The organism is Vibrio sp. AIC-3 (assembly GCF_013114515.1).
GTDB lineage: Bacteria > Pseudomonadota > Gammaproteobacteria > Enterobacterales > Vibrionaceae > Vibrio > Vibrio crassostreae_C.
Window position 1 is genome coordinate 1 of sequence record NZ_VTXG01000050.1, and the last position, 15,787, is coordinate 15,787.

Below are 15,787 nucleotides of genomic sequence, written 5' to 3' on the forward strand. Positions count from 1 at the left end.
TTTCACCTCACGGTGAACACCCTTGCATAGGCTAACGGTTCTCGCTCGACTGAGCCCGTAGAGGACTTTCACCTCCTAGATCAACGCCATGCTCGGCGCACCAATAAAAAGGCTCCTCAAATGAGGAGCCTTTGTTTTAAGGAGCCGTTTTACCAAGAAACCGGTTATCAAGAGCCTCTGGTTATCGGGCTGAACCGTTAACCAGAGTAGGGGGATTAAGCCTCTGCAGTTACCTTAGAGTCACTCATCTTTTTAAGAGCCGCGTAACCAAAGCCTGTTACCGCTGTACCTGCTGCAATCGCCAATAGGTACATTAGAACTGGAGAGATAGCACCAGGAATCAGTAGTACGAATAGACCGCCGTGTGGAGCCATTAGCTGAGCACCAAACATCATTGATAGAGCACCTGTTAGTGCACCACCTGCCATACAAGCTGGGATAACACGCATTGGGTCTTTCGCTGCGAATGGGATTGCACCTTCAGAGATGAAACATAGGCCAAGAACGAATGATGCTTTACCTGCTTCACGCTCGCCTGCTTCAAACTTGTCTTTCACTAGGAAAGTCGCAAGGCCCATACCTAGAGCTGGAACCATACCTGCTGCCATGATTGCAGCCATTGGTGCGTAAGTTTGCGAAGCCAGTAGACCAACACCGAATGTGTAAGCGGCTTTGTTTACCGGACCACCAAGGTCGAAACACATCATTGCGCCTAGAATCACACCTAGAAGAATCGCATTAGACGTACCCATGTTGTTTAGGAAGTCTGTCATTGCGCTCATTACGCCAGAAACAGGACCACCTACGATGTAAACCATCACAAGACCAGTGAACAAACTCGCGATAAACGGAATGATCAGGATTGGCTTGAGGGCTTCCATTGACTGTGGAAGTTGAACCTTGTCGGCAATGAGTTTTGCAGAGTAACCTGCAATGAAACCTGCCGCGATACCACCTAGGAAACCTGCGCCCGTTGAGCTAGCCAGCATACCGCCAATTAGACCTGGAGCCAGACCCGGACGGTCGGCAATCGAGAATGCAATGAAACCAGCAAGAACAGGAATCATCAGTGCGAATGCAGAACCACCACCGATAGTCATCAGTGCTGCTGCCAGTGTGCCTTCTTCTTTAAACGCTTCGATACCGAATACGAAAGAAAGAGCAATGATCAAACCACCTGCAACTACCACTGGAAGCATGTGAGAAACACCCGTCATTAGGTGCTTGTACACGCCTTTCTTCTCGTCAGCAGGTGCTGAATTTGAAGAAGCAGTGTGTTGGTATGGTTTAGCTTCTGCGAATGCTTTTTCCATCTCTTGCTTTGTTTTCTTCAAAGCAGGGCTTGTTGTGGTTTTGTATAGCGCTTTGCCGTTAAAACGATCCAGAGGAACATCGATATCTGCTGCGATGATAACTAGATCAGCGTCTGCGATTTCTTGGTCTGTCAGTTGGTTTTTTGCACCTACAGAGCCGCGAGTTTCTACTTTGATTTGGTGACCTAGGCGTTTGCCTTCAGCTTCAAGCGCTTCAGCGGCCATAAAGGTATGTGCAACACCCGTTGGGCAAGCCGTAATCGCTACGATCTTTTTGCTACCTGTAGCAGGTGACGTACCAGTCACTTCAACAGCACTTTCAACTTGTGAAGCGTCTAATACTGTTGCTTCTGCTACCGCTCTCTCTAGGAATGCTTTTGCATCAGCAGTGCATTCAGAGATAGCCGCTTGGTATACTTTCTTGTCGACAAAGCGCGCTTTATCAACGTTGGTGTTGGCTGCGATAACCACAACGTCGCTGCTGTCGATAGCGTCTTGCGATACGGTTGAATCAGGTAACACGCTTGACTGACATTCAATAGCAGCGTTCCAACCCAGTGCTTTTGTCGCTTGCTCTAACAAGCCCGCGGCGATGATGCTGTTTGCTACGCCACTTGGGCAAGCTGTGATAATGGTAATATTCATAATAAACCTTTTGTCCTATTTGCTTGTGTCTAACTGGCTAGTTGGAGCACTAAGCGCCTGTAATTGGATATTTTGTAGTACTGAATCCAGCTCTTGTTGGCTGGTGATGCCCACGCCTACCTGTGAAACTGCTAGAGCAGATAGGGCGGTTGCGAATTTAATAAGTTCTGGTTTTGGCATCTGTTGCATGTGACCCCAACATAGGCCAGCAACCAATGTGTCACCTGCGCCTACCGTGCTTACCACTTGCATACGCGGCGGTTGAGCATGTAACCATTCACCTTGGTTAAGCCACATCACGCCTTCTGCGCCAAGAGATATCACGATGTTATCGATGCCTTTTTCACTCAGGGCTTGGCCTGCGTGTTGGCATTGGTCACGTGTTGTTAGCTCTGCATTGAACAGCTGAGAAAGCTCTTCATCGTTTGGCTTAATTAACCAAGGCTGTGCATTGATACCGGCTTTAAGTGCGTCACGACTGCTGTCGAATAGCACCTTTTTACCTAGGTCACGCAAGCGTTGAACCCAAGAAGCGCAAAGCTCAGGAGAGATGCCTTGTGGCAAGCTGCCTGCAATAACGAAGTAATCGTGTGTTTCAGCAAGCTCTAATAAGGTTTCTTCAAACGCTTTGATAGCGTCAGCATTAACAGGAACACCTGGGAAGTTGATGTCGCTTACTTGGCCTGAGTTCTCTACCAGTTTTACGTTAATGCGAGTTGCGCCATCAACACGGATAAAGCGGTCAGTTGCACCCATCTGTTCAAACAGTTGGCAGAACGCTTCTTCGTTGTTGCGACCAAGGAAGCCAGTCACGGTAACCTTCGCGCCAAGCTCTGAAAGTACTTTTGCTACGTTAACGCCTTTGCCCGCTGCATGCAGAGAGCCTTTGTTTACTAGGCTCACTGAACCCACATTAAGTGCGTCGATAGCACCTGTCAGGTCTAGAGCAGGGTTTAGCGTAACGGTAACGGCTTTGATTTGTTTATCAGACATATCGATTCCTTAACCTTCACCAAGGCCTGAAGCGATAGCTTTGCCAATCGATTCAAGTGCTTGTGCTGCATCTTCACCTTCAGCAACAAACTGAAGCTGGTGGCCGTGTTTAACGCCAAGAGCGATGACTTTCATCAAGCTCTTCGCGTTCACTTCTTTTCCGTCGCCATCTAGGTTTGAAACGCGGATTGTTGATTCGAATTTCTTCGCTTCAGCAACCAACATTGCACCTGGACGAGCGTGTAGGCCGTGTGCGTTTTTGATTTTGAAGACTGCGCAGTTGTCGTCGTCTTGAGACGCTGTAGAAACCGCTTCACCTTTTAGAAGGCCAATCACTTGCGCTGCGTCAGCGGCTAATAGTTGTTGCTGTTTACCTTCAAAAACCATCTTGCTTAGGTTTGCCAGAATAGATTGGTGCGCGCTGTTACAAGCGGCGAATGCTACCAATGCTTTAACTGGTGTGCCTTCGTATTCACAATGGTTCGCTGTTGAAACGAAAGATACGCCAGTGCGAGTTACACCTTTGTCGCTGCCCAACAACCACAGGCCTTGGCCTAGGTGAGTTGGTGTTTTCGTTACTAGGTCAGCAACGAATGCGTTGTCTGTGCAACCTGTGTTCTTAAGTAGACCGCCCGCAACTGCAGACATTTGAATCATGTCGCTTGCAGGGAACAGTAACTGAACTAAAGAAGCGTCTAGGTCGGCTTCAAGCTGAACTTCGCCGTTAAGTAGAGCGATGATTTCGTCTTCTGATTTCGCTTGCTTTAATTTCTCTTCAACACCGTCAGCTGCCAGAACTTTGGTCAGTTGCTTAAGGATGCCTAAGTGCTCGTCAGATTTAGCTGCAATACCAATTGCTACGTAAACACGGTTGCCGTCAGCCCAATCAATACCTTCAGGGAAGTGGTGTACTGCAACGCCTGTCTCTTTTACTAGGCTACGCGTGTCAGTGGTGCCGTGAGGAATCGCGATGCCGTTGCCTAAGAACGTAGAGTTCTGGTTTTCACGGTTCAGCATTCCTTCAACGTAGCCAGAGTCAACTAGGCCTTTCGCAGTTAGGTCGCCAGCAATGTTCTGGATAGCTTTGAATTTGTCATCGGCCGTTTGGCCAAGAGTGATGTCAGATTTTGATAATTTAAGCATGGTGCCTCTTTAGCGTATCGCTTGAGAATTTGTGTATCGCTACGATTCAGTCTAGAGCAAATGTTAGTGAGCTTTACTCGTTGCTTGCTCTTTGTTTTATCTTAGCTGAATCGGTTCAGCATTCAGTGTAAAAAAATTCAGCAAAGCCAATTCTGATAACCAAAATAGTTTTGCTGCGTGTCGTAATTTCAGTTTCGTTTATAACGAGAAGTTGAATCACAACAAATGACGCTCAATCCATACAAAAGGATGATTGAAGTCACTTTTCAGATTTTGCTGAATCCTTTCAGCTTTTATACTGAATCGATTCAGCATATAATTCAACTAATCCAAGGATCAGAAGATTGGTTATATGATCCTACGCACAAAATACAGGTCACCCATATGACACTAGATGAGATTGCCAAACTAGCCGGTGTGTCGAAAACGACAGCCAGTTATGTGATTAACGGCAAGGCGCAGAAATACAGAATCAGTGAGAAGACTCAGCAGAAAGTAATGGCGGTTGTCGACGAGTATAACTACCGTCCAGACCATGCTGCTTCCTCGCTGCGCGCTGGTAATAGCCGTTCATTTGGTTTGATTATTCCTGATCTGGAAAACAGCAGTTACGCGCGTTTAGCAAAATTGATAGAGCAGAACTCACGTAAAGTGGGCTATCAGATTTTGATTGGTTGCTCAGATGATGACGCTGAAACCGAACGTAAAGTTGCGGAAGCGCTTGTTAGCCGTCGTATCGATGCCTTGCTGGTGGCGAGCTCTATGCCAGACGCCAATGAGTTCTACTTGAAACTGCAAAACTCAGGCACACCAGTCATCGCGATTGACCGTCCGTTAGACGATGAACATTTTGCCTGCGTGATCAGTGAAGACTTCGAAGCGGCATTTGAACTGACGCACTCGATTCTTGATGACAGCATTCATAGTGTTGGTTTGATTGGTGCACTGCCTGATCTGAACATTTCACGTGAACGTCAGTTGGGTTTTGAAGCGGCGAATAAAGCACATACTCAACAAACAGGGCTAACCGAAAACAAGCCGACGGTTTTGGGTTATGGTGAGCACTTTGATAGAGAATCAGGGCGTGAAATTTTTGAGGGTTGGATAGCTAAAGGCACGGTGCCTGATGCGATTGTGACTATGTCTTACACTTTGTTAGAGGGTGTGTTGGATGTGATGGTCGAAAAGCCAGAGTTGATCAATCAAGTAAAACTGGCAACCTTTGGTGATAACCGTTTATTGGACTTCTTACCCTTTAAAGTCCATTCACTGCCACAGCAATTTGAAGTGATTGCTGATAGTGCTTTTGCTTTGGCGCTAAATGCATCGGCCAAGCGTTACCAAGCTGGCATTGAACTCGTGCCAAGAAGCTTAGTGAAACGAGGCTAGCTCGAGTTTACGGTTAGCTAGAAGCCTCGCGTTTAGCTCGAGTTTGGAATTAACTCGAACCTGTAATTAACTCGAACTTGGTTTTAACTAGCACTGAGTAATAAGCCCAACTCTACAATCGCAACAATGCCGAGCAACAAAGCCAACACTTTCCAAAACTGGATCGGGTTTCGGTTTATCAAAGGTTGCTTGGCTTTGCTTTTCACCAAGCTTTGGTTTGGTGTGTAAAGGTCAGCGACAAAATCCCCCAACACTTGATGACGTTCGCTTGGTGATTCCGCGCAGGCTTTTTGTAATACCAAATCCACCCAGCTTGGTAAGTCAGCTCGTTTCTGTGTGATGGGTTGGTATTCCCATTGATGGTGACGAGATTGCTTAAGCGATTGTGCGGTCATTTCAGAGTAGGGTAATTCACCGGTTAGCATCTCATAGCCGATCACAGCGATAGAGAACAGATCTGAGCTGGTGGTCGCGCTGTTGTGCTTGATGGTCTCTGGCGCTATGTAATTGACCGCGCCTAATGGTGTGTCGTCTTTGTCGGTGAGCTCTCCCTCTTCAAGGCCTCTCACTAATACCGCACCAAGGTCGATGATTTTTACCTCACCATCACGTTGAATCATGATGTTCTCGGGCTTTAAGTCTCGGTGCACCATGTCTGCACGTTGTAATACTCGAATGCCTTGAGTGATCTTTTCTAATATGTCGCGCACTTCATTGAGTGACGGCTTTGGATTGTCGTACATCCATTGTCTTAGGGTGATGCCTTCTACCCATTCGCAGATTTGATATAAGAATTGCGAGTTCTCTGGCGTCGGGTAAACCTTCATTACTCTCTTATTTTTCAGCAAGATCCCCGCCCATTGTTCATTAAAGAAAGCTCGAAGTTGCGAAGGGCTATCGTGATATTGAACGGAAGGGACTTTCAGCACGAACTCGGTTTGTGTCTCTTTCTGCATCACACGATACACATGGCTTCTTGAACCTGCATACAACACCTCAAGTACCATGAAGTTGTCGATACTTTGCCCGAGCTTTAAAGCGGGTGGGATTGCCCGTTTAGCCAGCTTCTCATGGAATTCAATCAGCGAAGGTTTAGGCAGATGGCTGACTTGCACAATCAAGCAGCTCACGTTGTCTGAGCTATTGTGGCTTAAAGCGGTGTTACAGATGGTTTGCGCTGCGTATTCGAAATCCGCTCCGGGTTTATCGATGTGTTCTTTGAAGGTGTTGGGAGATACAAACTCGTGCACGCCATCAGATGTCAGGATAAAGCAGTCGTTTTTCTTGATAGGCAGGGTTTGATAGTCAACGTTGAGTTGGTTGTCCATGCCTAAGGCGCGTGTGAGATAATGCTTCTGTCCCATATTTTTACGGGTGTGGTCGCGGGTCAGTTGGCGTAATTCTCCATCTCTGAGTAAGTAAATGCGGCTGTCGCCAACGTGGAATATATGTGCGGTGTTTGATTTTAATATCACGCTGCTGAACGTCGAAACGAGGGCATTGTGGTTCACTTGTTGTACGGGATGAATATTAGAAACAGACGTGTTGAAGAGCCAAGAATTGAGGGACGTTAAGACCTTTTGCGCCGAACGTTGAATGCTCCAGCTTTGGGGAGTTGCGTAATAGTCGTCGATAAACTGCATCACGCTGGTGTGACTGGCTTTCTGGCCGTGTTCACTACAACTTGCTCCGTCTGCAATGCAGGCAACACTGCCTTTCAACTCTTGCTCTGCGCGAGTTTTAGGGTGTTTTACAATGATGGCATCTTGGTTTTCATCACGTACGCCTTGATTCGAATAACCACCAAACTTAAGCGTTAACTGGTTGTTGGATTCTGGCGTGATGACTTGCCCTTGGCTGAATGAAATTGTCATAACTTGTCTTCTTCTTAACTGCTCTTCTTCCCGCTTCCTTGACAGAACATCCTAGGAAGAACAAAAGCCCTAGTGAACTTAGAGCCTTTGAACGAAGCACCTAGCATTGATGTATCCGCTAAGGTGCCTCTCCCGATTCAATAATATCAATGCTTCTTAGTACAGACCCTAGCTTGAAACATTAATCAGCGTGACACTGCCGTCGTCGTTTACTTCGGCGATTTGACCGTTAGGCTCTTCCATGAACAGCAGAGTCACAAAGCCAAGTACCGCTGTTGCAGCAATCACTAAGAAGAATGTTTGGTAGCTCACGAATGACAACACAGTTAGGTAAACTACCGCACCCACGTTGCCGTAAGCACCCGTCATACCAGCAATTTGACCTGTCATACGACGCTTGATTAGAGGAACCGTTGCGAATACCGCACCTTCACCCGCTTGCACGAAGAAAGAACACGCCATCGCTGCGACAACCGCTAGCCATACAGGCCATGTGCTGTCGACTTGACCCATTGCGAAGTAACCCACAGCAAGACCAATCGTTAGAATAAGCAGTGTTGGTTTACGACCGAATTTATCTGAAATCCAACCACCACCTGGGCGAGACATTAGGTTCATAAAGGCATAAGCCGATGCAACCATACCTGCAAGAACCGGTGTTAATTCAAAGGTTTCAGAGAAGAACAGTGGCAGCATAGAAACCACAGCCAGTTCAGAACCAAATGTTGCGAAGTACAATACGTTAAGTACCGCTACTTGCTTGAACTTGTACTGGTGAATCTCAGGCACTTCTTCTTTAAATACGTTCTTGTTTACTTTCCAAACTTGCGACACTTCGTACACGTAAAGTGCTGCTAAACCTACATACACAGAGTAAACCGCCATGTCAGACAACATGTTGATGTTGCTTGGTGATAGCTTCCAAGTCAGTAGCGCTAAAGCGGCATACATAGGGATCTTCATAATAAGTAGGAAGAAAAAGTCACCCTTTGATGTCACTTCCATTGCTGTTACTTGAGCAGGCTTGAAGTAAGTCGAACCTTTTGGTGTATCTGACACGTTTTTGTAGAAGATAAACGAGAACGCTAAGCTCATTACGCCAGTAATACCGACCGCATAACGCCAGCCGTCTTCACCACCAAACGCTAGAGCGAGAGTTGGAAGTGTGAACGCTGCTGCTGCTGAACCGAAGTTACCCCAGCCGCCGTAAATACCTTCTGCAGTACCCAGTTCGTTGTGTGGGAACCATTCAGACACAAGACGAATACCGACAACGAAACCTGCACCAATGAAGCCCAGTAGGAAACGAGCGATTGCTGCTTGAATGAAAGAGTCTGCCAGAGCAAACATGAAACAAGGGATAGAACAGACCGCGAGTAGCGAAGAGTAAACCAACCTTGGGCCGTATCTATCGGTTAGCATGCCTATTGCGACACGTGCCGGAATGGTCAATGCAACGTTGAGGATCAGGAGGGTTTTGATCTCTTCAGTAGAAAGACCAAGCGTAGTTTTTACCATTTGCAGTAGTGGGGCAAAGTTGAACCACACAACAAAGGTAATGAAAAAGGCCATCCAGCTTAGGTGTAAGACCTTCATCTTACCCGTAAATGAAAGCAGCGAAAATTTAGTGTTATCCATGGTTTAAATCCTTTAAATCTGGAAAATTACCCGGTTTGTGCACCTGCGTTACTTCCGAACTTAGAACGCTTTTAATGTGCATAAACCCTGTGCCGAAATTGCGCACGCTAATAAGCGTTTGCATGATGGTGTCGGCGGTTTAGTTAACTGGCGATAGCAAGTGGTGCGAGAACTTGAACTTGTTCTCCTTGTTTGCGAACTTCAAATTTCACGAGCTTGAGCTCAGGCTGTTCAAGACATTCGCCAGTTTCTAAGTGGTAATGCTGCTTGTATAAGGGTGAGGCCACGTAAGGTTCTCCGCTTAATGAACCAATTATACCACGTGACATCACATTCGCCTTGCCGATAGGGTCGTAATTAGAGAGCCCATAAAGCGTGTCGCTGCGCTTGCAGTAAAAAATAGCCACTTGGTTATCGTCTACTTTGGCGCAAATTCCCCCGTTTGGGGTTAGATCGCTGGTGCTGCATACGGTTGTCCAATTTTCCATGACTTTCTCCTGGTCTAAAATTGAGTTTTTATTTTTTTATTGATGAACCTGATGAACCTGATGAACCTGATGAACCTGATGAAATTTATGAAACCTCAGTCACTTCGATTTGGTCTGCTTTAGCGAGCTTTTCATCGCGTTTTGAATCGGAAGAAGAGCTCAAGCTCGGCTTAGGAAAACGCTGCTCTCGTTTTTTGATGAATGACAGGCTAGTGTCCATTTCTTCACTGTTGATGTAGTGCTGGAAGCGCTTCATCTTCTCAGGGTTTTCAATGGTGGTTTTCCATTCACACTGGTACTTCTCGATGTTGAGTGCGATGTCCGTTTCGAGTTCTTCAGCTACGTTGAGCTTGTCTTCAATCACGACTTGCTTGAGGTATTCAATGCCGCCTTCGAGGTTCTCCATCCATACCGATGTACGCTGTAAGCGGTCTGCGGTACGTGTGTAGAACATCAAAACGCGGTCGATGTATTTAAGGAGTGTGGTTTCGTCTAAATCAGTGGCGAATAGGTCTGCATGACGAGGACGCATACCGCCGTTACCACAGATGTAGAGGTTCCAACCTTTGTCGGTGGCGATAACACCAATGTCTTTCGATTGGGCTTCTGCACATTCACGAGTACAGCCTGAAACCGCAAACTTGATCTTGTGTGGTGAACGCAGGCCTTTGTAGCGGTTCTCAAGTCGAATCGCTAAGCCAACACTGTCGTCGACACCGTATCGACACCAAGTGCTACCGACACAAGATTTCACGGTACGAACCGATTTACCGTAGGCGTGGCCCGTTTCAAAACCTGCATCAATCAGCTTTTTCCAGATGATAGGCAGTTCGTTAAGCTGTGCGCCAAACAAGTCGACACGCTGACCGCCCGTGATTTTGGTGTACAGGTCGAACTCTTTAGCGACTTCGCCTAAAACAATCAATTTATCTGGAGTGATTTCACCGCCAGCAATACGCGGAACTACCGAGTAAGTGCCGTCTTTTTGCATGTTGCCAAGGTAGATGTCATTGGTGTCTTGCAGCTCGATATGTTGATCTTCAAGGATGTAATCGTTCCAGTACGAAGCCAGAATCGAACCGACAGCCGGTTTACACACAGTACAGCCCAATCCGTTGCCGTGAGAATCTAACAGCTCGTCGAAGGTCTTGATTTTGTTGACGCGAATGATGTCGGTAAGCTCTTGGCGAGAATAAGCAAAGTGCTCACAGATATCGTTAGAGACTTCCACACCTAGGTTACTTAGCTCGCTATCGAGAACCTGTTTCGCAAGGGCAGAACAACCGCCACAACCTGTTGAAGCATTCGTGGTTTCTTTCAATGCAGCCATCGTGGTGCAGCCAGCTGAAACGGCCTCTTTAATATCGCCTTTGGTCACATCAAAACATGAACAGATCACAGCGCTATCAGGCAGAGCTTCAACACCCATTGCAGAGCCAGAATCATCGGCCACGTTAGGTAAAATTAGCACTGATGGGTTTTCAGGAAGGGGCATATCATTTTGCTTGATTTGCAGTAGCGAACCGTAGGCTTCTGCATCACCGACCAATACGGCACCGACAATTTTCGTGCCGTCAGCCGAGATGATCAAGCGTTTATAAACTTGTTCAATTTCATCGTTATAAGTATACGATTGAGCGCCTTCCGTCTTGCCGTGTACTTCACCAATACTGGCCACATCGACGCCAAGCAGTTTGAGCTTGGTGCTCATGTCGGCGCCAGTGAACGCAGCGTCGTCAGTACCGTCAGAGACAATATGCGAAGCCGCGATTTTTGCCATCGAATAACCGGGAGCCACTAAGCCGAAGATCTTGTTATCCCAAAGGGCACATTCTCCAATGGCGTAAACGTTGTCGATATTGGTTTGACAGTGATTGTTGATCACAATACCGCCACGCTCGCCAATCTCGACATCAGAGCTTCTTGCTAGCTCATCTTGAGGGCGAATACCCGCAGAGAATACGATCATATCGGTTTCTAAATGGGTGCCATCGGCGAAGTTCATGCGGTAGCGAGCATTTTCGCCATCGACTATTTCAGAGGTCGCTTTCTCGGTATGAACTTGCACACCAAGGTCTTCAATTTTTCTGCGCAGTAGGGCACCGCCACCATCATCTAATTGAACCGCCATCAGGCGAGGCGCAAATTCAACCACATGGGTTTCTAAGCCAAGGTTTTTGACTGCGTTTGCGGCCTCTAAGCCAAGCAGACCACCACCAATCACCACGCCAGATTTGCTGCCTTTACTTGAGAGCTCAATGGCGTCTAAATCTTCGATGGTGCGATAAACGTGGCAGTGTTCTTGGTCGTTACCGGGAATAGGGGGAACAAAAGGGAATGAGCCGGTCGCCAAGATTAGCTTGTCGTAACTTTCAACGTGACCACTTTCAGTGATGACTTGTTGATTGGCGGTGTCTAGCTTGGCAACCTTCTGATTCAACAAGTAGTTCACGCCGTTGCTTTGGTAATATTCTTCACTGGTCAATGACAGGTCATCAGCACTTTTACCATTAAAGTAAGCCGTCAGCTGAACACGGTCGTACGCTAACCTTGGCTCTTCACTAAAAGTAATCACATCAAATTCATCACTGTCTGATTGCAGGATGTTGTCGATAAATTTGTGTCCAACCATGCCGTTACCAACAACGACGATTTTCTTCTTGCTCATAATCCATTCCTTATTCTCGGCATTATCATCACTAGCATCTAATTTCTAGTAGTTAGCAGATGAATACCGGGTTGAGATTCCACTCAATTCATAATCATCAAGAAAAACAAAAAATGTTTTTTCCAACTCTTGGTTTTTAGTTGAGCAAGGAGGATGCCAGATTACGGTTTGTTCATTAAAATAAAAATTAATGCATGTTTTTCAGTGTCTTAAAAAATAAGGGTAACACATAATTACCCCTAAAGTAGTATGTAAATTTTTTGTTAGATTTATACAAATGAGCATTTGTGGTGCAACTTTCTGCAAGATGGTGCAAAAATCAAGTTTCTATCGTGGTTAATTTCTATTTTGCTCATTTCTGATAGCTTTGTGTTTATTAAGTTCTTGTTTTTATTGTTAAATATTTCTTGCTTGTTGATTGCTATGAAGTGGCGTGTTATTTGCTTATTTTCAGTTATTACAATTATGGATAATTGAGCGAGAAACGGATGACCGATTCAAACAGCGGCTGGATAAAATCGACCTGTGCTTATTGTGGTGTAGGGTGTGGAATAGAAGCGAGACCGACATCGTTAGGAAAACTAGAAGTGCGTGGTGATAAAGATCATCCATCAAACTATGGAAAGCTATGCACTAAAGGGATTGCGCTCGGCGACACCGTCACGCCTTTAGGTCGTCTTACACAGCCTGCTCATATTCAGAATGAGCAAAAACAAGAGCTAGATTGGAACAGTGCCACTCAGTTGGTCGCAGACAAATTCAATCAAACCATCGAAGAATTTGGGGCCGATTCGGTTGCGTTCTATGTATCTGGTCAGCTGCTTACCGAAGACTATTATGTTGCCAATAAACTGATGAAAGGCTTCATTGGTAGTGGCAACATCGACAGTAACTCTAGGTTGTGTATGGCTTCAACCGTGGTCGGGCATAAGCGAGCATTTGGCGCAGACACAGTACCGGTGTGCTACGAAGATCTCGAGCAAGCCGAACTCGTCGTGATTACAGGTTCCAACTTAGCATGGTGTCACCCGGTACTTTTCCAAAGATTAAGAGCCGCGAAACAAGCCAACCCTGCATTGAAAGTTATCGTCATCGACCCGCGTTATACCGATACCTGTGAAATCGCAGACATTCACTTGGCATTGGAATCAGGCTCAGACGTCGCATTGTTCAATGGTTTATTGGGCTATCTCGACGATAACGACAAGCTAGATTCAGACTATATAGAAAACCACACTCAAGGCTTTACTGAATCGATTCGATCTGCGACTCACTACCGTTATACAGAGTCAGGTTATACCGAATCAGGCTGGGGCGACAAAAGCGTTCCTGAGCTCACAGGGTTAACAGAGCAGCAGCTGAAACAGTTCTACAGTTTGTTTGCATCGAACGAGAAGGTGCTAACCATTTACTCCCAAGGCGTGAACCAATCGACACAAGGGTGTGACAAGGTGAATGCGATTATTAACTGCCATTTAGCCACCGGGAAAATTGGCAAGCCGGGTATGGGGCCATTCTCCGTAACAGGTCAGCCGAATGCAATGGGCGGGCGAGAGGTGGGTGGGTTAGCCAATACTTTAGCGGCGCATTTTGAATTTGGTGATCCGCAATCACACCAAACCGTCAGCGAGTTTTGGCAAACCGACAGCTTAGCCACACATGCGGGTTTAAAAGCGATTGACCTGTTTGATGCCATGAATGAAGGCAAAATCAAAGCGGTGTGGATCATGGCAACTAACCCAGTTGTGAGCCTGCCTGACAGCGAAAAGATCAAAGCCGCATTAGAGAAGTGCCCGTTTGTGGTGGTGTCTGATTGTATTGCCGACACTGAAACCACTCGCTTGGCCGATGTGGTGCTGCCCGCACAAGGGTGGAGTGAGAAGTCGGGCACCGTGACTAACTCTGAACGCCGAATTTCACGCCAGCGCCGCGTGTTACCAAGCCCAGGGGAAGCCAAACCCGATTGGTGGATTCTAAAAGAAGTCGCACAAAAAATGGGATTCAAAGAGCAATTTGAGTTCCGCCACGAAGGTGAGATCTTCAAAGAGTATTGCGAGATGACAGCGCTCGGCAATGAATCAGGCAAAGCACGTGACTTGTGCTTAATTGGACTCACGCAACTGGATGAGAAAGGCTATGGCGAACTCACTCCACAGCAATGGCCAGTGTTAGAGTATCAACCAGAGATCATTGAGCAACGCATGTTCACCAATGGCGAGTTCTTTACTGAATCAGGCAAAGCGCAGTTTATTGCAGTTGAGCACGACAAACCGATTGCCGATACCAGCCTTGAATTCCCGCTTATCATGAACACAGGTCGAATCAGAGACCAATGGCACACCATGAGCCGCACAGGTTTGGCGGCAGGCTTAGGTGAACACACCCCAGAACCGTTTGTCGCCATCCACCCAGATACCGTTTCAGAACTGAACTTGGATGAATTTGGGCTAGATGCTTTCAACCACGCGACTATTAACCCTGTGGTGAAAGTGCGCAGCGCACAAGGGGAGTGCCAAGCGCGCTTAGTGGTGACCAAAGAGATGCGCCGTGAACAAGTCTTCATGCCTATCCACTGGAACGCACCCACCGCCAAAGACAGTAAACCGTGTGACTTGATCTTACCTCATACCGATGCCGCATCTGGTCAGCCAGAATTCAAACACACACCTGTTGTGGTAGAGCCGTGTGGCTATCGCAGCGAAGCGGCACTGGTCAGTGACAAGGTGATGGATTGCAGCGGCTTTGATTACTGGGTACGCCAAAGAGTGGAGGGCGGTTTTCTGTATCGCATCTCATCATCTAAGAACCCTATGGAGCTGGTTATTCAGCTTGCTAATACCCTCGATGCCTTGCCAGAACCTGACGCAGAAGCGATTAAATCACTCCATTACCACGGCAATAAATCATTCAAGAACTACGGCTCTGCCAAGCTGGGTCAATCTGGTGTAAAGCAAGCATTCGTGGTGAACAGTAAGCTCGACCATCAAAGCATCGATTGGCTGGTGGAATGCCTAACCCGAGAAGCCGATGAAGAGTTCGAAGCCGAGTTTTTGAGCACCATGGCGAAGTAGTTACTACCTCCCGCTCATCATACCTATAGCAAAAACGCCGACAATCATGTCGGCGCTTTTTTTGTTTGAGAATACAACTTCCAAGATACAACCTTCATAGCCTGAACTGCGGTTTACTCACATATTGGGGAGTTTTCTGCATTTTGCCGGAACTATATGGAAAATTTCTGCTTTTCGTCATGTTTGATACAAAGATAAGTAGGTAAGATGATGTTATTAAATGAGTTATTAGACTAAGTGCAGCGAGTCTTGGAAACTAGACAGAATTGTTTCAGGGACAAAATGCAGAATTATTCTGTCTAATATAGCTGTTAAGAGTCAAGGAGAGTGTCATTGCAAGTTGAGTATTTAATCATTATCGATTCAGGTAACCCTTTCTGTCGAGATAAAAAATCGTTTGATAGTTTTTTGCAATCTAATGCTGATATAACGATCAAGGGAAGTAAATTTAAGCACAAGTCACTAGGGCGTGTTGATCTTTCGTGAGTGTTTTTTGAACAGCATGGTAAAGAGTTATAATTTGCTTCGCCAAAAGTAAAACCATAACCAATACCATGCCAAGAAC

General features: G+C 46.5%; 9 protein-coding genes. 2 read left to right on the forward strand and 7 right to left on the reverse strand.

Features of this window, described 5'->3' with window-relative positions; genetic code table 11:
- Positions 1–215: 215 nt before the first annotated feature.
- Genes fruA through fruB form a run of 3 tightly spaced genes read right to left on the reverse strand, consistent with a single transcriptional unit; the run spans position 216 to position 4,094 of the window.
- Complete coding sequence (fruA, locus tag F0229_RS21110) at positions 216–1,958, reverse strand: PTS fructose transporter subunit IIBC (protein ID WP_171733638.1); 1,743 nt, start codon at positions 1,956–1,958, stop codon at positions 216–218.
- Between the two features lie 15 nt (positions 1,959–1,973).
- Positions 1,974–2,951 (reverse strand): 1-phosphofructokinase, encoded by a 978-nt coding sequence (pfkB, locus tag F0229_RS21115; protein WP_171733639.1) that lies wholly within the window; start codon positions 2,949–2,951, stop codon positions 1,974–1,976.
- A 9-nt stretch (positions 2,952–2,960) separates the two neighbouring features.
- Entirely contained in the window at positions 2,961–4,094 is a 1,134-nt protein-coding gene (gene fruB / locus F0229_RS21120) for a fused PTS fructose transporter subunit IIA/HPr protein (RefSeq protein ID WP_171733640.1), read from the reverse strand.
- Positions 4,095–4,478: 384 nt separating this feature from the next.
- Here fruB and cra point away from each other — a divergent pair, with 384 nt between their 5' ends.
- Positions 4,479–5,483: a catabolite repressor/activator gene (gene cra / locus F0229_RS21125; RefSeq protein WP_171733641.1), complete on the forward strand. Its 1,005-nt coding sequence runs from the start codon at positions 4,479–4,481 to the stop codon at positions 5,481–5,483.
- Positions 5,484–5,566: 83 nt separating this feature from the next.
- Here cra and F0229_RS21130 read toward each other — a convergent pair whose 3' ends face one another.
- From F0229_RS21130 to nirB, 4 genes are all read right to left on the reverse strand, one after another.
- Complete coding sequence (locus F0229_RS21130) at positions 5,567–7,357, reverse strand: bifunctional protein-serine/threonine kinase/phosphatase (RefSeq protein ID WP_171733642.1); 1,791 nt, start codon at positions 7,355–7,357, stop codon at positions 5,567–5,569.
- Between the two features lie 168 nt (positions 7,358–7,525).
- On the reverse strand, positions 7,526–8,995 hold the full coding sequence (locus tag F0229_RS21135) for a NarK family nitrate/nitrite MFS transporter (protein ID WP_171733643.1): 1,470 nt from the start codon (positions 8,993–8,995) through the stop codon (positions 7,526–7,528).
- A gap of 143 nt (positions 8,996–9,138) precedes the next feature.
- Entirely contained in the window at positions 9,139–9,483 is a 345-nt protein-coding gene (gene nirD, locus F0229_RS21140) for a nitrite reductase small subunit NirD (RefSeq protein WP_012600889.1), read from the reverse strand.
- Between the two features lie 85 nt (positions 9,484–9,568).
- The gene (gene nirB / locus F0229_RS21145) at positions 9,569–12,151 is read right to left on the reverse strand and encodes a nitrite reductase large subunit NirB (protein WP_171733644.1); all 2,583 of its coding nucleotides are present in this window, start codon (positions 12,149–12,151) and stop codon (positions 9,569–9,571) included.
- Between the two features lie 473 nt (positions 12,152–12,624).
- On the opposite strand from nirB, the gene F0229_RS21150 reads away from it, so the two are divergent.
- Positions 12,625–15,222, forward strand: a complete 2,598-nt coding sequence (locus F0229_RS21150; protein WP_171733645.1) for a molybdopterin oxidoreductase family protein — start codon at positions 12,625–12,627, stop codon at positions 15,220–15,222.
- Positions 15,223–15,787 lie beyond the last annotated feature (565 nt).